A 25,904-nucleotide genomic window follows, 5' to 3' on the forward strand; every position below is an offset into this window, starting at 1 on the left:
AAAATGAATTGAAAGGCTGCAAATATACAATCTAAGACTAGGGGTTGTCAAGTAAATAGGTGATTATTATTTGTTTATTTGAAATCCTATAGATTCTAAATCATCCCAAAAAGTGGGGTACGACTTTGAAACCACCATGGCTTCCTCAATAACGATAGGTACTCTTAAAGCTAAAGGCGCAAATGCCATGGCCATTCTGTGATCATGATAGGTTCCTATAGAAACATAGTCTTTTATGGTATTCGACGGCTTTAAATGCAAGGATTCATCTGTTATTTCTATGTTTCCTCCCAATTTTTTAATCTCTGTTTTTAAAGCTACCAACCTGTCTGTTTCCTTTATTTTTAAGGTATGAAGCCCTGTCAAATCACAAGACATGCCTAATGCAAAGCAAGTCACTGCAATAGTTTGAGCAATATCTGGTGCGCTTCTTAAGTCTAATTTTAAAGCTATCTCATTTGACTCTGTTTTGCTTAAAACCACAGTGTCTTCTTGAAATACCGTTGAAACCCCAAAATGCTTATAGATTTTTGCTAAAACAGAATCGCCTTGCAACGAATTTGATTTGTAGGATGACAACCTGATTTCTGTACCTATATCACTTAAAGCAACTATACTATAGTAGTACGATGCCGAAGACCAATCTGACTCAACAGTTAAACTTTTAACAGTAGCCTTTTTTGTATTTGGTTTTACAGAAATCACCTGCCCCTCAAATAAGGATGTTACACCTATGGCATCAAGCAAGGCCAAGGTCATTTTTATATAGGGTACCGACGTTATTTCGCCCTCTAAAGTAAGTTCTAAACCATTTTCAAGTTTTGAAGCGATTAATAAAAGTGCCGAAATATACTGACTACTTACATTAGCATTTAGAGATACTTTGTGTTTTAACAGTTTCTTTCCTTTAATTTTTATAGGAGGAAAACCTTCATTTTCAATATAGCTTATTTCTGCGCCTAGCGTTTGTAAAGCTTTTACCAAAATTTTTATGGGGCGTTCCTTCATTCGCTTTGATCCTGTAAGCACCGTTTCTCTACCTTCCTGAATTGAAAAATAAGCCGTTAAAAACCGCATAGCAGTTCCTGCATGATGAATGTCAACCACTTCTTCACTTGACGCCAAGGCTTTTATCATTAAATTGCTATCATCAGAATTTGAAACATTGTTCAGCTGGATTTCAGGATATAAAGCCTGAAGTAGTAACAACCTATTAGATTCACTCTTTGAGCCTGTTATTTGTATTGATGATTTTTTTGCAACTTTTGATTTTTCTAGCGTAAAGTTCATACCCTTTTTTAAATAGAATTTTTAAGAAGCGGCTAATTTACTTTAATTTTTCGTTATTATGATGCCTATCATGATCTCGTTTTGCTTTCTTATCCATTCTTTTATCAAAAGCGGCTTGCAGGTCTACTCCCGTTTGATTGGCCAAACAGAGTACCACAAATAGCACATCGGCCAATTCCTCCCCTAAATCTTTGTTTTTATCACTTTCTTTTTCACTTTGCTCACCATAGCGTCTAGCAATAATTCTGGCAACCTCACCTACTTCTTCGGTAAGCTGTGCCATATTGGTTAGCTCATTAAAATATCTAACCCCATGCTCTTTAATCCAATTATCTACAACTATCTGTGCGTTTTCTATATTCATTTATACTTTTGTTAAAACGATTTGTTCTGCTTCTTTATTTACAATTTCACTAAAAAACGTTTTTAAAGCCACATAATACTCAGAACCAATGATGGAACTATTTATTCTTGATTTTATAGTAACTTGAATTTGGTTTTTCATTCCAACGACATTATATTGAAATATTCCCAGGTTTTCAGGAAGTGAAAACGCTCCTTTTTCTGGTAAGCTTTCAATTTTGTAGCCTTCGGGCAAATTTATGATAATTCTAAATGAAGTTTGAAAAGGATAACCAAAATCAACGGGATATTCTCGATTTTCTAATTTAAACGGATTTTCATTTTCTTTAAAAAAGAATAATGGCGAAAAGTATAGTTTATCACCAACAATATCTGCCTGGCTTTCTTTTTCAAACTCAAAGGTTTCAACAATGGGTTTTCCTAAATCTGTACTATTCTTAACCTCAAATTCTAGTATATCAATACCATTATATTTATTATCTAATTTCTCAATATAGTCATCCTTATCAATTCCGTTATATTTTTCTCGATAAGTTAAGGCTCGGTAATTTGATTTTGTTTTACGACAACTACCATGAATACTTCCATCTTCATTCAAATCAATCATTAGTACAGTAATGTCTTGCGATAACTTTTTTGGATACAAATCAACAAACGTTGAATTGCCTTGCTCATTAATCGCTCTTCCCTTCCAGTTTAAAGCCTTAAAAGGTAAAACATTGAGATGACAATAAGAGCTTGTAGCATCAAGTAGCACTTCACTGCCATCATCAAACTTTGCACAAGTTATGACATAATTATATCCTTCACGAGTTGGAAATAAAGGAATTCCGTGGTTTCTTGTACTAACTAACACAGGATATGCACGTATACCTGCATAGCGAAGCATTGAAGTTAACATTAAATTGATTTCGGCTACATTACCTACTTTTTCTTTATACGCTTTTTTTACACCCACATCTGTTAAATACCCATAATAACCATTCCATTTAACTTGTGATTTCACAAAATCATATATAAAAGTTACCTTTTGCTTGGGATCTGAAACGGAAGCCAAAAGGGCATCCACTTCATTTTCATAATAGCCGGTTTTTTTTAATTGCCCTCCAAAGTCTTCATTTTCATAAGTGTTTTTCACCACGTCTTCCCATGTTGTTGAATAGTATTCCACTCTAGAATAAGGAAACTGAGTATAAGATAATTCATAATTAATTGATGAGCGATAATTGTTTATATTATTCACATAAGGTTCTTCTTTCATTGCGGGAACATTATCTAATTCATAGGTAGACACGTTTGTGATATATTCAATTTGAGAAGACTCAAAAGAAGTTCTAACAGAAGAAAAACCAGACCCTGAACTTCTAGTTTTAGTATTAATCAAAATTCTACCTGTTTTACGTTCAACTTTGGGTGTTACCGCAAAAAAACCTTTAGTATTGACTTTGAAAACAAAATATTCAGGAGACTGAAATTTGGCATATAGCTTGTTTATTGGAATATCATATTGAAACACATAATCATCAACATTTGATAAAAAGGGTGACATAATCTTATATTTATATTCAATGACACAACCTTCTTTAATGTTGGGCATGGTAAACTTTACTTTATTTTTGTATTTCGATGCTTCATTTTCAAAAATTGCACTTTTTGATATTTTACTTTCAACAACTTTTCCTTTTTCTAAATTATAGGTACTAGCCTTTAGTCCGGTAAAATTTTCCTCATTACTATTACTCTTATAAAGACTTAATTGTTTGGTTGCATAGTCAAAACCATCTTTATTATAAATTTTGACACGTTCATAAACTTCTGTAATCAACTCAAAACCTTTTTCTTGTGTGTATTCAAAAAAAGAATTTCTATACTTATACAAATAGGTAGCACTTGCCGAGGAGTCTGTTGAATTAAACTTTTGTTCTAGTTCTTCTTTTGAAACTTTACCAAATTTATAATCTTGTGCTTGCACACAAATAGCACATAAAAATCCAAATAGTACAATTATTTTTCTCATTTGTCTATGGGTTAGTATTAGTTTTAATTAGGGCAATTTTTGCATTATCATTTTTTGCAACGGTTTTAAAGAAGTCTCTAAACTTAGCATAGTTTTCCTTGGGAAATTGACCATCAAGCACGGTAAATTCTCTACTATATTTTATTGTAGTTTCATCAATTTTCTGCACTTCAGCTAAGTATCTGCCAAATTTATTCTCAATAAGGACATCATGAGGTAGGGCTTCAATTTTATAGCCTTTTGGAAGTGTAATTGTAAAAACGTCAACATCTTTAAACCCACGATTTATTTTTAGTGGAAATTTCCTGTTCCGATACCTATTTGGAATTTCTCTATTTCTATTAAACGCATTTACTGAAAATAGCATTCTATCTCCTACAATTTTTGCGTATTTTGAAGCTTCAAACACTACGTTTTCAGAAAATATAACATCGTCTTTATTATTAACAATTTTAAAATCATGAAGTACCAATCCATTTATATACCGCCATCTGGTTTTATAATGTTTGTCTAATTCACGTGGTGTCTCGCTATCCAACTTATATTTATCATCATATTGAATACCCATAGATTTTATCACTACCTCCGCCTTGATATCACCTGCACCAGTAAGCGAATATTCTCCACTAATGCTTTGAAGACTTTCTTCAGGAAGATACTTTTTGGTATGCTTGATTTGACCACCCTCTGGTGTAATAACTAAAGCATCTCGATCGTCAGTAAAAGCCCCTATAAAACCAAATGGCGCATCTTGACTTGTGCATTCAAGCCAAATATCATTACCATTATCAGGTATATTCAGAATAACATGGTTTGTCTGCCCTTGAAAAGAAACGAAATCATTTTTTACATTTAAAACATTGTCCCGAGAAGCATACAGCCTTGTATAATACGATTCTACACCTGCTATTTCCAATAAAGATTTTGTGTAATTTGATAACCCCTTACAGTCCCCATATTTTAATAAATCAACTTCTATTGCCGAAATTGGTTGCATTCCGCCAATTCCAACTTGAACACTTATGTACCTAGCATTATCCTGCACAAACTGGTAAACGATCTTTGCTCTCTCAATAGGGTTATCAACCCCATCTACTAATTTTAAAATTTTGCTTCTTGTTCCTGTTGATATCGCAGACCTTCCTTTCAGTAAATTATTATGAAACCAACTTCCCATAGATTTCCAATTATTTACATCCGCAAACACGCCTTCATAAACAAACTTATCTGATGCAATCATAACTTCTGGCAAGAGAACATTGGTAGCAGGACTATAAGCCTCTGGTTCAAAAGCAGGAATATCTTTAACCCTAAATTTTAGTATTCCGGGTTTATCCTCCTTGATCAACTCAATAGCATTAAAATTATTTTCCTTGGTTCTTAGTTGAATTTCTTCACCGTATGCAATACTATACTGGCTATTTTCAACACTCAGGAAATAATCGTTTATTGGGGTGAACGACCTGATAAAGGCTGTGTTTTCATTAACAATTTCATAGGTAAACTCCACCGTATAGGGATATGACGCTGGGGTATATTCTAAATACTTTACGCGAGAGTCCGAATATAAAGTCCCTCCATCAACCGCACTCACATCTTTAAAGTCGCTTTCTCTAATTTTTTTAAGTGGTTCACCAAACCCATCGTAAACAATAGCTTTTAGGTCTTTTATTTTGGTAGTTTCATCATAATAGGCATGAGCATTAACATGCTTATTACCTCTCTTATTAAATACCGTAACCACTCTTTTTCCTTTAGTATACATTTTACTAGCTGTTTCCATAACAATGGAAACGTCATTTAACCTTATAATGGCATTGGCATCTTTCTTTAAATCTGGAGAGATTGTAAGTGCGTTATAGGACAAGTCTTGGCTAACCACAAGAAAACTAGTGAATACAAAGAGTATATTCACAAAAAACTTTGGAATCATTTAGCTTATTAGTTGGGTTTAATGTCTAAATATAAGTAAAATTACACTTACATTTACATGAGAAAAGTCATCTTTTTGATGTTTTTTGAAGTCGTTTCACCACCCTATTCGTTAAAAGCACTGTAAGACAAGGGAGTAAGACAAAAATAAATTCACTTAAAACAACCTTTAATCCCCACGACGAAAAAAAACTTCTAATTCCTAAAGGAGACACCTTAATTTCTCTGATGGGAAAAAAGAAACGTTGGTTATCAAGCGGAATGAAAAAGCCCACACCCATACCTCCACTGGTCATGGCATCTAAAATACCATGAGAAAGTGTAGCGAAAAAAATAATTAAAAACCATACTAATTTACTAGCTCTACCAAAACTAAACATGACCAAAGCTGCCCATATGAGAGCAAAACTAATAGAATGTGTAAAACCCCGATGTCCTAAAGGGTGTTCATAAGGAATACCTAAACGAAATCCAATAACATCAAAATCTGGTAAAATTGTAGAAAAAACCGCTAGTGGTAGCAGCCATTTTAATTGATTTTTCCCTGTAAGCTTGGTTAAGGTATAGCCTACTGCGGCGTGTCCAAAAATTGAGGCCATTACTCTTTATTCTTAGTATCCATGATAATAGTTACTGGTCCATCATTGACTAAATCCAGCTTCATATCAGCACCAAATTGCCCTGTTTGCACTTTTTTACCCAAGTCTGTTTCAAGCTGATTCACAAATGCTTGATACAAGGGAATGGCAATATCAGGCTTCGCTGCTTTAATATAACTGGGTCTATTCCCTTTTTTGGTAGAAGCATGTAATGTAAATTGACTAACCACAATGATATCACCATCAACATCAACAACCGATTTATTCATCACACCATTTTCATCGCTAAAAATTCTCAAATTCACTACCTTATTTGACAACCATTTTATATCATCCTTTGCATCATTGTTTACAACGCCAAGTAATATTAATAAGCCTTTTTTTATGGTGGCAACTTGGGTTTTATCAATGGTTACACCTGCCGAAGTAACTCTTTGAATAACTATCTTCATTCTTTATCCCAAATATCAGTTCTATAATGCTCATCTTCACCTTCAATAATCTGTAAATAACTGCGATAGCGCGAATATTCCACGTCCCCGTCTTCTAAAGCATTTTTAACAGCACATTGTGGCTCTTGAACATGCAAACAATTATTAAACTTACAATCTTGTTTTAACTTAAAAAACTCGGGAAAATAATCACCTACTTCTTCTTTATCCATATCAACCACACCAAAGCCTTTAATACCTGGTGTATCAATAATTTTTGCGCCAAAATCAAGATCAAACATTTCTGCAAATGTAGTGGTATGTTGACCCTGCATGTGCTGTGTAGAGATGGCTTTAGTTTTTATGTTTAATGAAGGCTCTATGGCATTAACAAGCGTAGATTTACCAACTCCCGAATGCCCAGAAAACATACTTACCTTATCTTGCATTAACGCTTTTACCTTATCAACATTTTTACCAGTCACCGCTGAAACCCCGATACATTCATAACCTATTTTTCTATACACATGTGCCAAGTAACGCACCTCATCAAGTGTTTCTTGATCATAGGTGTCAATTTTATTAAACAGTAAAACCGTTTTTATGGAATAGGCTTCAGCAGTGACTAAAAAACGATCAATAAAACTAGATAGCGTTGGCGGATTATTAATAGTAATCATCAAGAAAACCTGATCTAAATTGGCAGCTATAATATGCGTTTGTTTTGAAAGGTTTACTGACTTTCTAACTATGAAATTTTTTCGCTCATGTATTTTATTAATAACACCCGTTTCCTCATTATTCTTAGTTTCCAACTCAAAATCAACCATGTCTCCTACAGCAATAGGATTGGTACTCTTTATTCCTTTTATTCTGAATTTCCCCTTGATTCTGCATTCATAAGTATGCCCTAATTGGTTTTTTACGGTATACCAGCTTCCTGTCGATTTATAAACTTGTCCTGTCATGAAGTGTCAATAATAATACAAATTAACAACTTTTCAAGTTAAGAAAAAGATTATCTTAGTGTCATTATTTATAAAAACATACCGAATGAAAAACACAATTTTAGCCTTAAGTCTTATTTTCTTTTCTTTTTTTGAAATGCATGCTCAAGTAGAGTATAAGATAATTACAACTATTGAATCTATTGTTCCTAGTGGTCTAGGACGTTCTAGACTGATTTCGGCCACTGATGAAAGAAATTATGAAGATTTCACTTCAGAACAAACAGAAGAAGACAATTCTAGAAACAAATCAAAGCGAGGTGATATTCGGGTGAAAGATTTTGAAGAAACCAAACTATTAAACTTTTATAACTTAGCAGGTATTCGCTTTCAAAATATTGCGGCTAACGACGCTCTTGTTAACTCTAAAGTAAATGCTATGGCAGAAGAAGGATGGGAATTAGCCTTTGTAACTAGTGGCGTGGAAAGCGACGCAGGAAAGGGTGATGGCAACGGCATCTTTATAACACGTTATGTTTTTAAAAGAAATAGACCGTAAATACTTCAAAACATTATAAGGATTGTCTCTTAATCTTGTTTTTAGGCAATCCTTTCTAGAATTTTCTCGACACTCCTATATTGAGTCCCCAAGTACCATATTCTTCTTTAAAATCATAAACAAAAGAGGTCAAGACTCCCCAATTACTCCCTAACTCAATACCATATTCTAAACCACCTCTTAATACAAATAAATTTTTGTTTTTCTCAAATTCTATTGCCGGACCAGCAATTATATTCCAATTCTTAGCGAAACTATAACCTGCTAAAACCGCTAGAATAAAAGCTCTATCCCGCTCTAAATCCTCTCTACCAAAAGGCACTAAATAATCTGCCAATTCTAAGTCTAACACCATACCTAATGACCAGGTTGCTGTAATTTCTCTATAATAACCAACACCTATTGTTGGCACAAAAAGAGATTCTTCAAGTTTACCTTCTTCAAAAGCTTTAGGAATATGTGTAAAACCAAACTCAAAAATAACTTCGTTTTTTAATTCTTTTTCTTCTGTTTCATTTTCATACTCACTTTGTGCATAACTATTAAGAATACAAAGCAAAATAAAAAATAACATGATTCTTTTCATAACACAGGTCTTACTTGATTAACAACACTTTATAAATGTAAGACTTTTTCTTGTTAAATTATATAAATAGAAAAGCCTTCCAGATAGAAGGCTTTTTTAAAATATAATAATACATCACATTTTTAACCGTTGATGATTTTTTCTTGATGATTGATAGATTCTTGGTGAATTGCTTTGAACATTTTCAATACAAACTCTTCACTTAATCCGTGCTGCTCTCCTTCAAGAACCATTTTACCTAAAATTTCATTCCAGCGCTTTGACTGTAATACCGCAACGTTTTTAGATTTTTTAAGCTCTCCAATGCCATCGGCAGCCTTCATACGTTTTCCTAATAATTCTATAATTTGATTATCAACAACATCAATCTGTGCTCTTAATTTGTTTAATGTATTGGTATAATCTTCTTCCGCATTAGTTTCTTTTCTTATTTTCAAATCTTTCATAATTTGAACTAAACTAGCTGGTGTTACTTGTTGAGCCGCATCACTCCAAGCATTTTCAGGATCATGATGTGTTTCAATCATTAAACCATCAAAATTTAAATCTAATGCCTCTTGAGACACCTCAAAAATCATATCTCTTTTTCCTGTAATATGAGACGGGTCATTGATTAATGGAATATCAGGAAATTTATTTTGAAATTCAATAGCCAACTGCCATTCTGGAGTGTTTCTATATTTAGATTTTTCATATGTTGAAAACCCTCTATGAATTGCTCCAATATTTTTAACACCAGAAGCATAAATTCTTTCAATGCCACCTAACCATAAAGCTAAATCTGGATTTACAGGATTTTTTATCAAAACAGGTTTATCTGTTCCTTCTAAAGCATCTGCAATTTCTTGCATAATGAAAGGACTAACTGTTGAACGTGCTCCAATCCATAGCAAATCCACATCATGTTCTAAAGCTAGCTTAACATGAGCTGCGTTTGCAACTTCGGTACAAATCTTCATCCCAGTTTCTTCCTTTACTTTTTGTAGCCATTTTAAACCTAAGGCTCCCACCCCTTCAAACATCCCTGGGCGTGTTCTTGGTTTCCAAATACCTGCTCTAAAATAACTAACATCAGTATCTTTTAGCTCATGTGCAATTTTTAAAACTTGCTCTTCGGTTTCAGCACTACATGGACCTGCAATTACTAACGGATGATCTAAATTTAAATCATCTAACCAGGTTCTCATTTCTTTTTTGTTCTCCATAATTTTACTCTTAACTAATTCCTTTTAATATATCTTTTATATGATTTGTATTTTCCATCTCACTGTTTATAGCATCAAAATCATTTGCTTCCATTAACTGTTTAAAATGCGTGAGATTATTTATATATTCTTCTAATGTCTCAATAACATTAGTTTTGTTCTGTTTAAAAATAGGTGTCCACATTTCTGGCGAACTTTTAGCCAAACGTACGGTTGAGGCAAATCCACTACCTGCCATATCAAAAATATCACGCTCATTTTTTTCTTTTTCAATTACTGTTTTCCCCAGCATAAATGAACTTATATGTGACAAATGCGATACATAAGCAATATGTTTATCATGTGCTTCAGGATTCATATAACGCATGCGCATACCAATATCTGAAAATAGTTTTAAGGCTTTTTCCTGAAGCTTAAAGGTGGTCTTTTCTACTTCACAAACAATATTTGTTTTGCCAACAAACAGACCTTCTAACGCAGCTGTTGGTCCAGAATGTTCGGTACCAGCAATAGGATGCATAGCTAAAAAGTTTCTTCTTTTTGGATGATTTTCAACCGCTTTACATATATCTACTTTTGTAGACCCTGCATCAACCACCAACCCCGTGTCTGAAATTTTATCTAATACCGTTGGCAATAAGGTAACCGTTGCATCAACTGGTATAGAAATAATCACTAAATCAGCATTTCCCAGATCATCAAGCGTTGCTTTTTTATCAATAATATTAAGCTCTAAAGCTTTGTTAAGCGTGGCATCTTTTCTACTAACACCATGAATTACAGCTTCTGGATTATTTTTTTTGATATCTAAGCAAAGGCTTCCACCAATCAAACCTACTCCTATGGCATATATATTCTTCATCCTTATTGTACTCTTGCAACAGCTTCTTCTATTGCTTCATTTGAAGCACATAATGAAAATCTAACATACCCTTCCCCCTGCGAACCAAACACGGTTCCTGGTGTAATAAATATATGATTTTCTTTAAGTACTTTATCTATAAACTCTTCTGACTTCACATGATCAGGCAATTTGGCCCAAATAAACATACCTGTTGCATTTTCATCGTAGGTACAATTTAGGGCATCTGCAAGTTGCCATACTAGCTTACGCCTTTCTTGATATACATTATTCAATGTTGCAAACCACATGTTTGAACATTTCAAAGCTTCAATGGCACCTTTTTGTATTCCATAAAACATGCCCGAGTCAAAATTACTCTTTACTTTTAAAATATTACTAATATACTCTGGAGCACCAACTACCATACCTACACGCCAACCAGCCATATTGAACGTTTTACTTAATGAATTGAGCTCTAAGCAAACTTCTTTAGCGCCTGGAACACTCAAAATACTTCTAGGATTATCATTCAGTATAAAACTGTACGGGTTATCATTAACAATTAAAATATTATGCTTTTTCCCAAACGCCACTAAATTCTCAAAAACATACTTATCGGGCTGTGCTCCTGTTGGCATATGTGGATAATTAACCCACATCAATTTTACTTTTGACAAGTCTTGCTGCTCAAGAGCTTTAAAATCTGGCTGCCAATTATTGCCAGCATCCAAATTATAAGACACCCCTTTAGCTCCAACCAATTTTGTTACCGATTGGTAAGTTGGATACCCTGGATTTGGAATTAACACCTCATCTCCTTCGTTAAGATATGCCATAGATATATGCATAATACCTTCTTTACTTCCCATTAGAGGAAGAATTTCTGAAGACGGACTTAAACTCACAGAAAAATGCATCTTATAAAATTCTGAAATCGCAGATCTCAACTCAGGAAGTCCTTGGTAACTCTGGTACTTATGTGCATTAGCATCTTTAAGACTATAATTTACAGCCTCAAGAACCTTCGCTGGAGGTTGTAAATCTGGACTCCCTATTCCTAAGCTAATAATTGGTTTCCCACTTGCAATTAGCATCCCTACTTCTCTCAATTTTTTTGAAAAGTAATATTCCTCAACGGTCTGTAAACGGTCTGCTACTTCAATCATAACTTTGCATTTTTATATTCACCCAAAACTTTAAACCCATCACCCATGATATCTATTAACGATTTTGCTTTTTGAAAATCTTTATAGTTTTCAAAAGTCACATCTACAAAAAACGCATATTTCCATGGTGTTTCAATAATTGGTAACGACTGTATTTTTGTTAAATTCAGTTTACAATCACTCATTACATTTAAAATAGCAGCTAGACTACCTCGTTTATGATTAGCTTCAAATTTTATGGAGGCTTTATTAATATCACTTTGATTCACCTCTGAATTAGTTCGCTTAATAATTACAAATCGGGTTTCATTATGCTTTATGGTTTGTATACCATGTGCTAAAATATTTAGATTAAAAATTTCAGCAGCCGTTACACTAGCAATAGCCCCAATACCCTTTAATTGCTGCTCTTGAATGCGCTGAGCGACTTCAGCAGTATCTTTATCTTCAACTAATTTTATATGTGGGTGTATTTTAAAAAACTCTTTACATTGTAACAAAGCCATAGGGTGTGAATACACTTCTTCAATATCCTCAATACGTTGATTAGGCAGTGCCATTAAATTATGCTGAATATCTAAATAGTGTTCTCCTACAATATGCAACCCAAATTTATCAATCAATGCATAATTAGGAATAATTGACCCTGCAATAGAGTTTTCTAAGGCCATAATAGCCGCATCACATTCTTTAGTTATTAAAGCATCAACCACTCTATCAAAAGTTAAACACTCAATAGAATCTACAGCATTCTCAAAAAACTGCTGGGTCACTATGTGATGAAATGACCCTTTAACTCCCTGTATGGCTACCGTTTTTATCAAAATTACACAATTTAGTTTCTGTCTTTTTATTTTTTATCTTACAAAACGTTAGACAAAAAAAAATCTCGATTTTCATCGAGACTTATATATTAATTTAGCTTTTTAAATTATACATACAACGCCTCGTTTCTTTTACTAAAAAAGAAATAATTGTTAAAATATGTATAATACACTGTTCTTATCATAATTACGCCGCTAAATTAAATATTATTTTAAGAAATAAACTAACAAAATCTACTTTTTTTAAAATTCCCAAAAGTTTTAAAGATTTTACAGTAAAACTTCCTTTACGTTATATAATCAATTATTTTTCTCTATTAAAAAACTAAACTTTTCATGCAGGAGATTATAACACTTTATTTCATCTCTATAATTATTTGGTTAATCTTTCATGTTTCATTTCACGTTCTTCAATTTTCAAATGAAAAAATTCATGTACTTTTGAATAAATAATTTTAAATATGTCTATTGAAGTAGTTGGAATTTCAAAATTATATGGTAATCAAAAAGCTTTAAATAATATATCGTTTAAAGTTGATAAGCCTGAAATAGTTGGTTTTTTAGGACCTAACGGCGCAGGAAAATCAACCATGATGAAAATACTAACCACCTACCTTACTGCCAATCAAGGCACGGCAAAGGTGAATGGGTTTAATGTAAACGCCAACAAACAGCAAGTTCAACAAAGTGTTGGCTATTTGCCAGAACACAACCCGTTGTATTTAGACCTCTATATTAAAGAATATTTAGCCTTTAATGCCAACATATATCATGTAAACAATCAACGTATTAACGAGGTTATTGACCTCACAGGTTTAACCGCTGAAGCACATAAAAAAATAGGGCAACTATCAAAAGGCTATAGGCAACGTGTGGGTTTAGCAAACGCACTACTACACAATCCCGATGTATTAATTTTAGATGAGCCTACAACAGGTCTAGATCCAAATCAACTAGTAGACATTAGAGGCCTGATTAAATCTTTAGGAAAAACAAAAACAGTGTTTTTGTCAACTCATATTATGCAGGAAGTTGAAGCTATGTGCGATCGTGCGATTATTATTAATAAGGGCGAAATTGTGGCCGACAAAAAATTAAAAGATCTTCGTGATGAAAAGGAGCAAGTGGTCATTGTAGAATTTGACTTCCGTGTTGAAGATGCTTTTCTACTACAACTTCCAAAAGCGCATAAGGTTGTAAACACCCATGATTTTATTTATGAAATCACCTTTAAAACCTCTGATGACATGCGCGCTCATGTCTTTGATTTTGCTCATGACAATCAATTAAAAATCCTGCAGCTTAATCAAAAAAACACCAGCTTAGAAACTTTATTTAGAGAGCTCACAACTAATTAATTAAAAGCTAATTTATAATCTTAATTCATAAACACGAAAACGTTAGAAATATAAGCGTGATTTATGACAAAAGTCATCTATGACATTATAATAACATATTAATTTTGCCCAAGTAAGTTTAAACACAAAAAAGATAAAAAGCTATTTAAAAAACTAGAATATTATCTTTGTAAACAATAAAAACACTAAAATGAGTAAAGGAATTTATGTAGCTACGGTTGAACCTAACAGTGGTAAATCTGTAATTGTATTGGGCTTAATGCGTATGCTTCTGGGTAAAACAGCCAAAGTTGGTTACTTCAGACCTATAATTGAAGATACCGAAAATGGTGAAATGGACAATCACATTAACACCGTACTGTCATACTTTGAAATTGATATAAATTACAAGAACACGTATGCTTATACCAGAAGTGAGTTACTTGAACTTTACAACAAAGGTAAGTCTGGAGATGTTATTGATCACGTCATAAAAAAGTTTAAATACCAAGAAGAGCGTTTCGACTTTGTTTTAGTGGAGGGTACAGATTTTTCTCACGAAAACTCTAGTTTAGAATTAGATATCAATATTATCATTTCAAAAAACTTAGGTCTTCCTGTTATTCTCGTATCTCAAGGTGATGGTATTCCTTTACATGACATTGTTGACAATGTACAACTGGCTCATGATGCCTTTAAAGAAGAGGTAGATGTACTTTCTATCATGACAAACAAGGTAAACCCTGATGAGGTTTCTACGCTGAAAGCATTAATTAAAAACAGAATTCAAACAACGGCTGATGTTACGGTTATTCCAAAAATTAGCAGCTTAGCCAGTCCTACTATAAAAGAGATTGTAAAAAAGCTAAAAGGAACGGTTCTTTTTGGTGAAGACATGATTAACAATCAATCTGAAAATTTTAGTGTGGGTGCCATGCAACTACGCAATTATTTACTGCATTTAAAAGAGAATGCCTTGGTCATAACACCTGGTGATAGAGCTGATATTATTTTAGGTGCTTTACAAGCAAATATCTCTAAAAATTACCCTAAAGTATCAGGCATTATATTAACTGGTGGACTAATTCCTGAAGACACAATTTTAAAATTAATAGAAGGTCTTTCAAGTGTTGTACCTATTATCAGTGTTAAAAAAGGCACTTTTCAGGTTACCAATACCATTGGTAAAATTAAATCTAGAATTTATGCCGAGAACATTGAAAAAATAGAAACCTCTATTGCTACGTTTGAAAAGCATGTAGATACTGATAAGTTGGCTAATGACTTAGTAACGTTTGAATCTGGTATATTCACCCCAAGAATGTTCCAATACAATTTGCTTCAACGAGCTTTAAAAGACAAAAAGCATATTGTGCTGCCCGAAGGTTATGATGAACGTATTTTAAGGGCATCAGCAAGATTGGTAGACGCTAATGTGGTAGAATTAACTCTTATTGGTGAAGAAGATAAAATTGCTGAAATTGTTGAAAAACAAGACATTCCTCTTGATTTGAAAAAAGTAAACATTGTTTCTCCCCAAAAATCGGCCCATTTTCAAGATTACGTCAATACATTTTACGAATTGCGAAAACATAAAAATGTAAATTTAGATATGGCTCGAGATGCTATGTCTGATGTATCCTATTTTGCAACCATGATGATTTACAAAGGCCATGCAGATGGTATGGTTTCTGGTGCTGTACATACCACAGCACACACCCTAAGACCAGCACTACAATTCATCAAAACAAAACCTGGATGTAATATTGTATCATCTGTATTCTTTATGTGTTTGGAAGACCGCGTATCTATTTTTGGTGATTGCGCTATTAATCCAAACCCTAATGCAGAGCAGTTGGCAGAAATAGCTGTTTCGTCTGCACAAACCGCTCAAAATTTTGGTGTTGAACCTAAAGTAGCCTTGCTATCTTATTCCTCTGGAAGTTCAGGAAAAGGCGAGGAAGTTGATAAGGTTAGAAAAGCTACAGAGCTTGCCAAAGCCGCTGCTCCCGATATGAAAATTGAAGGCCCTATCCAGTATGATGCTGCTGTTGATATGCGTATTGGTAAAAGCAAATTACCCGAATCGGATGTGGCCGGTCAAGCTAGCGTATTGATATTCCCTGATTTAAATACAGGTAACAACACCTACAAAGCTGTACAACGTGAAACTGGAGCGTTAGCCATTGGCCCAATGCTTCAGGGCCTTAACAAACCCGTTAATGATTTAAGTAGAGGGTGTACCGCAGATGACATTTACAGCACCGTAATAATAACAGCAATTCAAGCACAAGAAATATAACATGCAAGTATTAGTTTTAAATTCAGGAAGTTCTTCCCTTAAATTTCAATTATTTACCATGCCTGAAGCACGTATTTTGTGCTCGGGTCTCATTGAGCGTATTGGTTTAGAAGATGGTAAGTTTAAGTTTAATACAGATAAGGATTCCATAACCGTAGAAACAGCAATTCCTGACCATAAAACTGGATTAGAATTACTTGCTAAACAGTTGTTAAACGAAAAAACAGGTATAATAAAATCGGCCGACGACATTAATATTGTAGGACACCGTGTTGTTCATGGCGGTAGCCACTTTAGCGATACCACTGAAATCACAGAAACGGTAAAAGAAAAAATCAAAGCCCTTTCGTCTTTAGCACCTTTACATAACCCTGCTAATCTTGAAGGCATTGAAGTGGCTGAAGCTATTTTTCCTAACGCTAAACAGGTGGCTGTTTTTGATACAGCATTCCACCAATCTATTCCTGAAAAAGCTTATCGGTATGCTATCCCAAATAAATTTTCAGATGAGCATAATATCCGTTTGTATGGTTTTCACGGCACCAGTCATAAATACGTTTCTGAAAAAGCAATTGATTTTTTAGGCAAAGAACAATCCAAAATTATTACCATCCATTTAGGAAACGGCTGTAGTATGACGGCTGTAAAAGATGGAAAGAGTGTAGACCATTCTCTTGGTTTTTCTCCTGTAACAGGTTTAATTATGGGAACCCGTTGTGGAGATATTGACCCGTCTATTATATTTTACCTTGCCGAAAAATACAATTATAGCCTTGATGAAATTAATACGCTTTTACAAAAGAAAAGTGGTATGCTAGGTCTAACAGGATTGAGTGATTTAAGAGATATTCAAGCCGAAGCTGAAAACGGAAATAAGGCGTGCCAATTGGCATTAGATATGAATGCCTACCGTATAAAAAAATACCTTGGTAGCTACACGGCCATTTTAAACGGCATAGATGCTATTGTCTTTACTGCTGGTATAGGAGAAAACTCAAGTGTGATTAGAAAAATGGTTTGTGAGGATTTAGACTTTTTAGGAATAAAACTAAACCAAGAAGAAAACGAAAAGCGCTCTAGTAACATTAGAACGATAAACACAGTAGATTCTAAAGTGAAAATATTAGTTATTCCAACAAACGAAGAGTTGGAAATAGCAAAACAATCGGTTGATCTATTCAAAAATTAATTTTCCCTTATAAACCACCTCTACATCAACCACACGTGGTTTATTAATAGCTATAACATGACCTGTACCAGAAATTTTTCCTGAAAGTTTTTGTTGCGGGTTTATTATGATGTCATTTGAGCTCCTATTCCAAAAAGTTACATTTTGAGCAATTAATTGCCGTGCTTCAAATCTTGAGGTTCCTGCCGCCAAAGTTACATGTAAGTTATCAGTTGCGCCAGAAACAAAAGCGTTTGATAGGTTATTAAACACAAAACTCAAACTATTGTTATCAACTTCTAAGTAAAAATTAGCACTGGTGTAAGTATCTTCTACACCATAATCTTCAGACAGAAGTGTTAAATCAGGATAGGTTAATACGCCATCAGATGTAATATTGTATTGTGTAGAACTTCTTATTTCTCTTATGTTTGGTGATGTAACATAAACCTTAGTAGCATCATAAGATCTGAAATAATTACAGGTGTTATTTTGAGTCAATATTAATATTCCATCCAACACACTCACTACAACACTTGGCATCAAGTTTTTACCTGTTTCTACAACCACTTTTTGCTCTTGCCCCTCTTTTATAATGAGTTCAATATCGCGATTTACAAAAATCTTGTCAAAATTTGATACTGTAATCTCATGCCGAATTGTTTTACCTGTAGTTTGTAAACAATCTGGTGCAGATTCCTTATTGCAGGAATAACCTATTAAACCTAGACTTAATACTAATAGCACTTTTTTCATAATCGTACTCCTATTCCAAATTCAACACATTCAGCTTTTGCGCCATGCGATTTCAATGTTAAAGCGCCAAACCATGTGTTTCCAAAATAACGCTTCAAACCGATTCGAAAATAGCTTCTTCCTTCAAAATCAAACGGATAATAAATATAATATCCCAACTGTGTTACCAAAGACATTCTGTTTACAAACAGCTCATGACCAACAAACAACCCAACTCGCTTATAATCTTCTTCTCCTGTAACATTTTCACCCAATCCAGCTACGCTTTGGTAATAAATAAGTTCTTTTAAAAATTTTGAAAAAAAAGCATCAGTACCAAATTGCAAAGCACTTTTCTTATTGATACGTTTATCGGCATAAACCGAAGCAATATAAAATGGAAATCGACCACTTCCTACAACATCACTTTCATTAACACCAGCCCGAAAAGCTATATTAAACTTAACAGGTTCTGTAAATTTTTCTTTGTCTGCATGTACAATATCTGTTATATATTCTGGCTCGGCTTCCTCTAAATTGTAGGTAGCACCAATATTAAACGTAAGGGAGTTTATACTTGTATTTGGCGCCTTAACATTAGCATTGGAGTAATGAATAAGTGAAAAACCCGCTTGCAAACCTAGTCTATTAAAAATACGTTCCTTTTTGTAATTGAGCATCATATAGGTACTACTCAAAAAGGTTGAACCAAATGCATTATTTCTAAAATTATTTACTTTATCATATGGATTGGTGCTTAATGCTAATCCTTGCCCCACACGAAACATGACATGCCGCTTAAAGAAGTAAAAATTGTAATGGGCATAAAGTGCATAATTATTCCCTAATACATCATTTTTTAAACTTTGATATGAAAAAGAAACACCATAATCTGGATAATTATATAGTTGTTCCCATGCATTATATCCATATGTTTTTTTATTCCAGCTTAAAATAACACCTTCAGGATGCCCTTTTATGAGATGTAAAACATCGGTATTGTGCTCCGCTATATTCCCTTTAAAATAATTAACATCAAAATAAGACGTATGCTTTTTTTCTTGTGACCAAACAAGACAAAAAACTAAAGAAAGTGCACAAGCCAGATAAAATTTCATAACAAAGGTTACGTTCTAAAAAACACTATTTAAAACAAAGCCTTTGCTATAGCGTGTACATTATCACTTTTACCCATTGAATAATAGTGCAACACTGGCACTCCTGCCTCGCGTAATTCTTTTGATTGCTGAATAGCAAATTCAACCCCAACCTGCCTTACTTGTTTATTGTCTTTACAGGCTTCAACGGCATCAATTAAATCTTGAGGTAAATCAATTTTAAATACCTGAGGCAACAATTGTAAATGGCGCTTTACAGCAATAGGTTTTATACCAGGAATAATAGGTATGGTAATACCCATTTCTCTAGCTTTTTCAACAAACTCGAAATACTTTTGATTATCAAAAAACATTTGAGTCACCACATAATCAGCACCAGCATCTACTTTTTCTTTTAGACGACGCATATCGGTTACTAATGATGGGGCTTCCATATGCTTTTCAGGATAACCCGCCACACCCACACAAAAATCAGAATTATGTTCTACCTCTACATCATCATGTAAATACTGTCCTTTGTTTAAATTTGAAATTTGCTCTACTAAGCCACTGGCATAAGCATGTCCGCCTTTTACAGGTCTAAAATACGGCTCGTCCTTCATTGAATCGCCACGAAGTGCCATAACATTGTCAATACCCAAATAATGACAATCTACCAATACATACTCCGTTTCTTCTTTAGTAAATCCGCCACATAATAAATGTGGAATGGCATCTACTTGATACTTATGCATAATAGAAGCACAAATACCTACAGTTCCCGGACGCATGCGCGTAATCCGTTTATCAAGTAATCCGTTTCCTTTATCAATATACACGTATTCCTCACGCGAGGTAGTAACATCAATAAATGGTGGATTGAACTCCATTAACGGATCAATATTATTGTATAAATCTTGAATATTTTTTCCTTTTTTTGGCGGTATCACCTCAAACGAAAACAATGTTTTTCCGTTGGCTTGTTTTATATGGTCTGTTACTTTCATAACTTGTTTTTATCTTTTCGGCAATTTCCGAAAGTATTTTTTTATTTGTCTTTTACGGATTTTAATGGTTAAAACGATAGCTGTAAACGCTTTTTTACCGCTTCATAATCTTCTAGATATTCCCAATAAATCCAACGGCCGTCAATATAATCGGTTAAAATGTATTTTTCACTAACCGATTTTATTCTATTTATAGCCACTAGTTTTTTTGAAAATTTGTCTGAGGGCACATGCTCTAAGTGTTCTTTTCTTTTAGAGTCGTATCCATGTGAAATAATATAACTTCCTAAGGTTAATTCTATAAATGCTGTATTCATGTTTTAATTATTCGTCAGCTATATTTGCATGTAGCCATTTTCTAGCTTGGTCTTTATCGATACCTTTTCGGTTAGCATAATCTGTTAGCTGATCATCTGTAATTTTCCCCAATCCGAAATACTTAGCTTCTGGATTGGCAAAATAATACCCTGAAACCGCTGCCGCTGGCCACATAGCTAAACTTTCCGTTAATTTTACTCCAATAATTTTTTCTATATCTAATAGTTCCCAAATGGTTTCTTTCTCTAAATGATCTGGACAAGCTGGATAGCCTGGCGCCGGACGAATACCTTTGTAACTCTCCTTAATCAAATCATCGTTACTTAAATCTTCATTTGCCGCATACCCCCAATGCTTAACACGTACTTGCTTATGTAAATATTCAGCAAAAGCTTCAGCAAACCTATCGGCAATAGCTTGTGTCATAATTGCATTGTAGTCATCATGCTTTTCTTTATAGCTCTCAGCCAATTCTTGTGCTCCAAAAATAGCTACACAAAAAGCACCAATATAATCTGTTTTACCAGAATCTTTAGGCGCAATAAAATCAGCTAAAGCATGATTAGGCACACCTTCGCGTTTTTTTAATTGCTGACGTAAAGTTCTAAAAACAGCAACTTCTTTGCCTTTCTTTTGTACCAAAATATCATCATCATTAATGCTATTTGCTTCAAACAATCCGAAAATGCCTTTGGGCTTCAACAACTGTTTAGCAATAATATCTTGAACCATTGCCTTGGCATCCTCATAAAGCTGGGTAGCTTGCTCACCAACCACATCATCATTCAAAATATCAGGAAACTTACCATGCAAATCCCAACTTCTAAAAAACGGACTCCAATCTATAAAAGGCTCCAATTCCTTTAAACTTAATTGCTTTAGCATTTGAACCCCTAATTCTTTAGGTTTTACTATTTCAGATGTTTCCCAATCAATGCTATATTTTCTTTGCCGAGCTTCCCTGATTGAAATATATGATTTTTCTTTGCCGCGTTTTAAAAACTTGGATCTAAACTCATCATAATCTTTCTTCAGCTTAGCCACGTATTCATGAGCCGTTTTCTTATTCAGCAAATCGCCAACAACAGTTACCGCTCTAGAAGCATCATTTACATGTACTACGGCATTATCATACTGCGTATCTATTTTAACAGCTGTATGCGCTTTTGAGGTTGTTGCTCCTCCAATTAATAAGGGTACTTCAAAATTTTGACGCTGCATTTCTTTAGCCAAATACACCATTTCATCTAATGATGGTGTGATTAAACCTGATAAGCCAATAGCATCTACACGCTCTGAAATAGCAGTTTCAATAATCTTCTCTGGCGGTACCATAACCCCTAAATCAACAATTTCATAGTTGTTACAAGCTAAAACTACACTCACAATATTTTTACCAATATCATGCACATCGCCTTTTACAGTAGCCATTAGTATTTTACCAACAGGCTCTGATTTATCAGACTTTTCAGCTTCAATAAAAGGATTCAAATACGCCACAGCCTTTTTCATAACACGCGCCGATTTTACTACCTGTGGCAAGAACATTTTTCCTGCTCCAAATAAATCGCCCACCACATTCATTCCTATCATTAAATGCCCTTCAATCACATCAATAGGCTTTTCAGCTTCTTGTCTGGCCTGCTCAATATCTTCAAGAATAAACGCATCAATACCTTTTACTAAGGCATGGGTTATCCTATCTTGCAAAGGCATTTCTCTCCAAGAAAGGTCCAACGCTTTTTCAACTTTTGTCCCTTTTACGGTTTCGGCAAATTCTAATAAACGCTCGGTAGCATCATCGCGCCTATCAAGAATGACATCTTCTATATGCTCTAAAAGGTCTTTTGGAATATCATCATACACTTCTAGCATTGCCGGGTTTACAATACCCATATTCATACCTGCCTGAATGGCATAATATAAAAATACCGAGTGCATAGCTTCACGCACAATATTGTTCCCTCTGAAGGAGAATGATACGTTACTTACACCACCGCTTACACTAACATTTTCAAGATTTTCTCTAACCCACCGTGTGGCTTCAATAAAGTCAATGGCATTTTTTCTATGCTCTTCCATCCCTGTTGCCACAGGAAAAATATTTAAATCGAAAATAATGTCCTCAGAAGGGAAGCCCACTTTATTTACTAAAATATCATAAGAACGCTGTGCGATTTCAATTCGACGCTCGTAGTTATCGGCTTGCCCCACTTCATCAAAAGCCATAACTATTACAGCAGCTCCATAACGTTTAATCTGGGTGGCTTCCCAGATAAATTTTTCTTCGCCTTCTTTTAAGGAAATAGAATTAACTACACATTTCCCTTGAACCACTTGCAGACCAGCCTCAATGATGTCCCATTTAGAAGAGTCTATCATAATAGGCACACGACAAATATCAGGCTCAGCTGCAATCAGGTTTAAAAACCGAACCATCGCTTCTTTACCATCAATAAGACCATCGTCCATATTAATATCAATAATTTGTGCACCACCATCTACTTGATGGCGTGCAATATCAAGCGCTTCGTCAAACTGTTCTTCTTTTATTAAACGCAAAAACTTACGTGACCCTGCAACATTGGTTCGTTCTCCTACGTTTATAAAATTGCTGTTTTCATTTAAAACCAAAGGTTCTAAACCAGACAATTTCATGTATTTCGTTTGTTTTATCTTCATTACTTATAATGTTCTACCGTTGGAAATGGTTCATAAAAATGATGCAATAAAGCCTTCCATTCTTGATATTTTTCTGATTGACGAAATCCAATTTCATGATCCTCAATCGTTTTCCAGTTCACTAATAATATATATTTATCAACTTCTTCAATACATTTCTTTAAATCATGAGACACATACCCTTTCATTGATGTAATAATCCTTTCGGCTTTTTTAAAGTTTTCCTCAAATGCTTTAGATTGTCCAGTCTTTACATTCAATATCGCTACTTCTAAAATCAAGATATCTTGTATTATAGTTCAGCTTCAACAGCTATTTTACGAGGCTTGTATTTTGCAGCAATTTCAGCAATCACACGAATATGGTCAGGCGATGTTCCGCAACATCCTCCAATGATGTTGATTAAATTTTTCTTTAAATATTCTTCTATTTGCTCACCCATTTCTTCTGGAGATTCGTCATATTCTCCAAAGGCATTTGGCAATCCGGCATTAGGGTGTGCTGAAATGGCAAAATCGGTTTTATTAGCAATAGCTTCTAAATGAGGCTGTAGCAAATTAGCTCCTAATGCACAGTTGAAACCAATTGATAACAACGGAATATGCGACACTGAAATTAAAAAAGCCTCTGCGGTTTGTCCTGATAAGGTTCTTCCTGAAGCATCCGTAATGGTACCACTCAACATGATAGGAATATCTATATTTCTTTCTTCTTTTACCTGCTCTATGGCAAACAAAGCCGCCTTGGCATTTAAGGTATCAAACACTGTTTCAACCAATAATAAATCTACGCCGCCATCAACCAAAGCTTCAACTTGCTGTTTATAGGCTATCCGTAATTCATCAAACGTTACTGCTCTATATCCTGGATCATTCACATCGGGAGACATACTTGCTGTACGGTTTGTTGGACCAATAGAACCACCTACAAAACGTGGTTTATGAGGTTCTTTAGCTGTAAACTCATGCGCTACTTCTTTAGCAATTTTAGCTGATTCATAATTTAATTCATATACCAAATCTTCCATTTGGTAATCAGCCATGGCAATAGTGGTTCCTGAAAAAGTATTGGTTTCTACAATATCGGCTCCGGCTGCAAAATACTTTCCATGAATGGCTTTTATGGCCTCAGGTTGCGTAATAGATAACAAATCATTGTTACCCTGCAACGGTATGGGGTAATCTTTAAAGCGCTCACCGCGAAAATCGTCTTCGGTGAATTTATAGGCCTGTAGCATGGTTCCCATGGCGCCATCTAAAACCAAAATTCGCTCTTTTAAAGCTTTATGTATGTTCGACATTTTTGATATTATTTTAAGCGTATAATATCATCAAGAAAAGTAAAAACACTTTCGTTATCTGTCTGATTGTTTGAGATATTAAAATACATTCAATATAAAAACTCTGAACAAGCAGTAGAACGTAGCACCTTCTTTACAAGTTAAAGGGTTGCCAAGGTTTCATTGGGTCTATTCCCTCTACCTTTCTTGATAACACTAATACATTTATGAACTGGTGCACAAAAATAACACATATATTTTATATAATCCTAAGTTTGTCTAAAATAAGACCAATCCTGTTTTTATATTACTTTATTTTTAATCGACGAGACGTTTCTCTTCCAAAACCCTTAATAAAAATAGAATCTTTGGTAAACTGTACAACTGAAAATGCAGTGGAATCTTGAGTATCTAACATCCCTTTAAAGGTTAGGTAATGGACTCCATCTTTTACTGCATAATCTCCCGCATGGTTATGTCCGTTAAAATAAAACTTAACATTTTCATAGGGTTGAATTAGTTTTTGAAATTCTTTAAAATTCCAAAGGTTATGCAAATCCCTTTCTCTAATGGCTGGAAAATGACAATAAATACCTACATGCTCATCATTAACAATTGCTTTATCTAGCTCAGATTTTATCCATTGTAACTGTTCATGACTTAAACCTCCATTCCAAACAGCAACGTTTGGTAAGTTGTCACTTTTAAGTTGATTAAAAAGCGAATCGGTTTGCTTTATTTTATGGGGTTCTGCACCATAAAAACTCAGCTCATTACCATCCAAAACTATAAATCGCCAATTGAATTTCTTAAAGCTATAATATCTTGTTTTAAGTCCCATTTTATTAGGAACAAACCGCTTTAAAGAATCGGCTACACTAAAATCATGATTTCCTAAAACATGCCTTTTTTCCGATTTCAAGGCATTCCAAATTGGTAAAACAGTATCAAAACTGGCAAAACCTCTATCAATAAAATCTCCTAAATGAATGGTATATTCCAAATCTTTTGTATTCAAGAAATCTACAGCAACTTGCAATTTTTGTTTTGCAGCTTTATAAAACCTTGGCGCTTGGGTTTCACAGGCACAATATTGGCAATCAGCAATTACGCCTATTTCAAAACTACCATCAGATTTATCCGTTGATGTTTTACACGCAAAAACTAATAAACCAATTATTAACAAGGCCTTCTTCATAATCCATTGATATTGTTA

24 protein-coding genes and 1 riboswitch are annotated in these 25,904 nt (G+C 34.2%); of the genes, 4 read left to right on the plus strand and 20 right to left on the minus strand.

All coding sequences use genetic code 11. The features are described 5' to 3' along the window. Nucleotides 1-66 precede the first annotated feature (66 nt). The 7 genes from FGF67_RS04050 to rsgA all read right to left on the minus strand — a co-directional run bounded on the left by FGF67_RS04050 (nt 67) and on the right by rsgA (nt 7,600). Nucleotides 67-1,290, minus strand: a complete 1,224-nt coding sequence (locus FGF67_RS04050) for a 3-phosphoshikimate 1-carboxyvinyltransferase (RefSeq protein WP_139695188.1) — start codon at nt 1,288-1,290, stop codon at nt 67-69. Nucleotides 1,291-1,327: 37 nt separating this feature from the next. Next, on the minus strand, nt 1,328-1,654 hold the full coding sequence (locus FGF67_RS04055) for a nucleotide pyrophosphohydrolase (protein ID WP_139695189.1): 327 nt from the start codon (nt 1,652-1,654) through the stop codon (nt 1,328-1,330). After that, nucleotides 1,655-3,670 (minus strand): transglutaminase-like domain-containing protein, encoded by a 2,016-nt coding sequence (locus FGF67_RS04060; protein ID WP_139695190.1) that lies wholly within the window; start codon nt 3,668-3,670, stop codon nt 1,655-1,657. Between the two features lie 4 nt (nt 3,671-3,674). Further along, on the minus strand, nt 3,675-5,603 hold the full coding sequence (locus FGF67_RS04065; RefSeq protein WP_139695191.1) for a DUF3857 domain-containing protein: 1,929 nt from the start codon (nt 5,601-5,603) through the stop codon (nt 3,675-3,677). Nucleotides 5,604-5,670: 67 nt separating this feature from the next. Further along, nucleotides 5,671-6,201, minus strand: coding sequence for a metal-dependent hydrolase (locus FGF67_RS04070; RefSeq protein ID WP_139695192.1), 531 nt, complete (start codon nt 6,199-6,201; stop codon nt 5,671-5,673). Further along, on the minus strand, nt 6,201-6,653 hold the full coding sequence (gene dtd, locus FGF67_RS04075) for a D-aminoacyl-tRNA deacylase (RefSeq protein ID WP_139695193.1): 453 nt from the start codon (nt 6,651-6,653) through the stop codon (nt 6,201-6,203). Before dtd ends, FGF67_RS04070 begins: the two co-directional genes overlap by 1 nt. Beyond that, nucleotides 6,650-7,600, minus strand: coding sequence for a ribosome small subunit-dependent GTPase A (gene rsgA, locus FGF67_RS04080; RefSeq protein ID WP_139695194.1), 951 nt, complete (start codon nt 7,598-7,600; stop codon nt 6,650-6,652). The genes dtd and rsgA overlap by 4 nt, the downstream gene beginning before the upstream one ends. Before the next feature lie 85 nt (nt 7,601-7,685). Between rsgA and FGF67_RS04085 the strand changes: the two genes are divergently transcribed. Continuing rightward, nucleotides 7,686-8,138: a hypothetical protein gene (locus FGF67_RS04085; RefSeq protein ID WP_139695195.1), complete on the plus strand. Its 453-nt coding sequence runs from the start codon at nt 7,686-7,688 to the stop codon at nt 8,136-8,138. Nucleotides 8,139-8,193: 55 nt separating this feature from the next. On the opposite strand, the gene FGF67_RS04090 is transcribed toward FGF67_RS04085, so the two are convergent. From FGF67_RS04090 to FGF67_RS04110, 5 genes are all read right to left on the minus strand, one after another. Next, nucleotides 8,194-8,724 (minus strand): hypothetical protein, encoded by a 531-nt coding sequence (locus FGF67_RS04090; RefSeq protein ID WP_139695196.1) that lies wholly within the window; start codon nt 8,722-8,724, stop codon nt 8,194-8,196. Between the two features lie 122 nt (nt 8,725-8,846). Then, nucleotides 8,847-9,929 (minus strand): bifunctional 3-deoxy-7-phosphoheptulonate synthase/chorismate mutase type II, encoded by a 1,083-nt coding sequence (locus tag FGF67_RS04095; protein WP_139695197.1) that lies wholly within the window; start codon nt 9,927-9,929, stop codon nt 8,847-8,849. Between the two features lie 10 nt (nt 9,930-9,939). Then, complete coding sequence (locus FGF67_RS04100; protein WP_139695198.1) at nt 9,940-10,791, minus strand: prephenate dehydrogenase; 852 nt, start codon at nt 10,789-10,791, stop codon at nt 9,940-9,942. A gap of 2 nt (nt 10,792-10,793) precedes the next feature. Continuing rightward, nucleotides 10,794-11,939, minus strand: a complete 1,146-nt coding sequence (locus FGF67_RS04105; RefSeq protein ID WP_139695199.1) for a pyridoxal phosphate-dependent aminotransferase — start codon at nt 11,937-11,939, stop codon at nt 10,794-10,796. Continuing rightward, on the minus strand, nt 11,936-12,763 hold the full coding sequence (locus FGF67_RS04110; protein ID WP_139695200.1) for a prephenate dehydratase: 828 nt from the start codon (nt 12,761-12,763) through the stop codon (nt 11,936-11,938). Before FGF67_RS04110 ends, FGF67_RS04105 begins: the two co-directional genes overlap by 4 nt. Nucleotides 12,764-13,224: 461 nt before the next feature. Here FGF67_RS04110 and gldA point away from each other — a divergent pair, with 461 nt between their 5' ends. The 3 genes from gldA to FGF67_RS04125 all read left to right on the plus strand — a co-directional run bounded on the left by gldA (nt 13,225) and on the right by FGF67_RS04125 (nt 17,591). Then, a complete protein-coding gene (gldA, locus tag FGF67_RS04115) occupies nt 13,225-14,121 on the plus strand; it encodes a gliding motility-associated ABC transporter ATP-binding subunit GldA (protein WP_139695201.1) in 897 nt (298 codons plus the stop codon). A gap of 190 nt (nt 14,122-14,311) precedes the next feature. After that, nucleotides 14,312-16,402, plus strand: coding sequence for a phosphate acetyltransferase (gene pta, locus FGF67_RS04120; protein ID WP_139695202.1), 2,091 nt, complete (start codon nt 14,312-14,314; stop codon nt 16,400-16,402). 1 nt (nt 16,403) lies between these two features. After that, the gene (locus FGF67_RS04125) at nt 16,404-17,591 is read left to right on the plus strand and encodes an acetate/propionate family kinase (RefSeq protein WP_139695203.1); all 1,188 of its coding nucleotides are present in this window, start codon (nt 16,404-16,406) and stop codon (nt 17,589-17,591) included. Here FGF67_RS04125 and FGF67_RS04130 read toward each other — a convergent pair. The 8 genes from FGF67_RS04130 to FGF67_RS04165 form a co-directional block, all read right to left on the minus strand. After that, a complete protein-coding gene (locus FGF67_RS04130) occupies nt 17,577-18,326 on the minus strand; it encodes a head GIN domain-containing protein (RefSeq protein WP_139695204.1) in 750 nt (249 codons plus the stop codon). The genes FGF67_RS04125 and FGF67_RS04130 overlap by 15 nt on opposite strands. After that, a complete protein-coding gene (locus tag FGF67_RS04135; RefSeq protein ID WP_139695205.1) occupies nt 18,323-19,423 on the minus strand; it encodes an acyloxyacyl hydrolase in 1,101 nt (366 codons plus the stop codon). The genes FGF67_RS04130 and FGF67_RS04135 overlap by 4 nt, the downstream gene beginning before the upstream one ends. Nucleotides 19,424-19,452: 29 nt before the next feature. Next, complete coding sequence (gene metF / locus FGF67_RS04140) at nt 19,453-20,409, minus strand: methylenetetrahydrofolate reductase [NAD(P)H] (protein WP_139695206.1); 957 nt, start codon at nt 20,407-20,409, stop codon at nt 19,453-19,455. 68 nt (nt 20,410-20,477) lie between these two features. After that, a complete protein-coding gene (locus FGF67_RS04145) occupies nt 20,478-20,726 on the minus strand; it encodes a hypothetical protein (RefSeq protein ID WP_139695207.1) in 249 nt (82 codons plus the stop codon). Nucleotides 20,727-20,733: 7 nt separating this feature from the next. Continuing rightward, entirely contained in the window at nt 20,734-23,409 is a 2,676-nt protein-coding gene (gene metH, locus FGF67_RS04150; protein ID WP_139695208.1) for a methionine synthase, read from the minus strand. Next, the gene (locus tag FGF67_RS04155; protein ID WP_233244000.1) at nt 23,409-23,669 is read right to left on the minus strand and encodes an antibiotic biosynthesis monooxygenase family protein; all 261 of its coding nucleotides are present in this window, start codon (nt 23,667-23,669) and stop codon (nt 23,409-23,411) included. The genes metH and FGF67_RS04155 overlap by 1 nt, the downstream gene beginning before the upstream one ends. Before the next feature lie 32 nt (nt 23,670-23,701). Next, complete coding sequence (locus tag FGF67_RS04160) at nt 23,702-24,709, minus strand: homocysteine S-methyltransferase family protein (protein WP_139695210.1); 1,008 nt, start codon at nt 24,707-24,709, stop codon at nt 23,702-23,704. Between the two features lie 87 nt (nt 24,710-24,796). Then, nucleotides 24,797-24,905, minus strand: a riboswitch (SAM riboswitch). A 90-nt stretch (nt 24,906-24,995) separates the two neighbouring features. Beyond that, nucleotides 24,996-25,886 (minus strand): metallophosphoesterase, encoded by an 891-nt coding sequence (locus FGF67_RS04165; protein WP_139695211.1) that lies wholly within the window; start codon nt 25,884-25,886, stop codon nt 24,996-24,998. Between the last annotated feature and the right edge of the window lie 18 nt (nt 25,887-25,904).

The organism is Allotamlana fucoidanivorans (assembly GCF_006265225.1).
Lineage (GTDB): Bacteria > Bacteroidota > Bacteroidia > Flavobacteriales > Flavobacteriaceae > Allotamlana > Allotamlana fucoidanivorans.

Coding starts and splice junctions, on each gene's coding strand:
- FGF67_RS04050 (WP_139695188.1), bottom strand. CDS start 1,290: ATGAACTTTACGCTAGAAAAATCAAAAGTTGCAAAAAAATCATCAATA.
- FGF67_RS04055 (WP_139695189.1), bottom strand. CDS start 1,654: ATGAATATAGAAAACGCACAGATAGTTGTAGATAATTGGATTAAAGAG.
- FGF67_RS04060 (WP_139695190.1), bottom strand. CDS start 3,670: ATGAGAAAAATAATTGTACTATTTGGATTTTTATGTGCTATTTGTGTG.
- FGF67_RS04065 (WP_139695191.1), bottom strand. CDS start 5,603: ATGATTCCAAAGTTTTTTGTGAATATACTCTTTGTATTCACTAGTTTT.
- FGF67_RS04070 (WP_139695192.1), bottom strand. CDS start 6,201: ATGGCCTCAATTTTTGGACACGCCGCAGTAGGCTATACCTTAACCAAG.
- dtd (WP_139695193.1), bottom strand. CDS start 6,653: ATGAAGATAGTTATTCAAAGAGTTACTTCGGCAGGTGTAACCATTGAT.
- rsgA (WP_139695194.1), bottom strand. CDS start 7,600: ATGACAGGACAAGTTTATAAATCGACAGGAAGCTGGTATACCGTAAAA.
- FGF67_RS04085 (WP_139695195.1), top strand. CDS start 7,686: ATGAAAAACACAATTTTAGCCTTAAGTCTTATTTTCTTTTCTTTTTTT.
- FGF67_RS04090 (WP_139695196.1), bottom strand. CDS start 8,724: ATGAAAAGAATCATGTTATTTTTTATTTTGCTTTGTATTCTTAATAGT.
- FGF67_RS04095 (WP_139695197.1), bottom strand. CDS start 9,929: ATGGAGAACAAAAAAGAAATGAGAACCTGGTTAGATGATTTAAATTTA.
- FGF67_RS04100 (WP_139695198.1), bottom strand. CDS start 10,791: ATGAAGAATATATATGCCATAGGAGTAGGTTTGATTGGTGGAAGCCTT.
- FGF67_RS04105 (WP_139695199.1), bottom strand. CDS start 11,939: ATGATTGAAGTAGCAGACCGTTTACAGACCGTTGAGGAATATTACTTT.
- gldA (WP_139695201.1), top strand. CDS start 13,225: ATGTCTATTGAAGTAGTTGGAATTTCAAAATTATATGGTAATCAAAAA.
- pta (WP_139695202.1), top strand. CDS start 14,312: ATGAGTAAAGGAATTTATGTAGCTACGGTTGAACCTAACAGTGGTAAA.
- FGF67_RS04125 (WP_139695203.1), top strand. CDS start 16,404: ATGCAAGTATTAGTTTTAAATTCAGGAAGTTCTTCCCTTAAATTTCAA.
- FGF67_RS04130 (WP_139695204.1), bottom strand. CDS start 18,326: ATGAAAAAAGTGCTATTAGTATTAAGTCTAGGTTTAATAGGTTATTCC.
- FGF67_RS04135 (WP_139695205.1), bottom strand. CDS start 19,423: ATGAAATTTTATCTGGCTTGTGCACTTTCTTTAGTTTTTTGTCTTGTT.
- metF (WP_139695206.1), bottom strand. CDS start 20,409: ATGAAAGTAACAGACCATATAAAACAAGCCAACGGAAAAACATTGTTT.
- FGF67_RS04145 (WP_139695207.1), bottom strand. CDS start 20,726: ATGAATACAGCATTTATAGAATTAACCTTAGGAAGTTATATTATTTCA.
- metH (WP_139695208.1), bottom strand. CDS start 23,409: ATGAAGATAAAACAAACGAAATACATGAAATTGTCTGGTTTAGAACCT.
- FGF67_RS04160 (WP_139695210.1), bottom strand. CDS start 24,709: ATGTCGAACATACATAAAGCTTTAAAAGAGCGAATTTTGGTTTTAGAT.
- FGF67_RS04165 (WP_139695211.1), bottom strand. CDS start 25,886: ATGAAGAAGGCCTTGTTAATAATTGGTTTATTAGTTTTTGCGTGTAAA.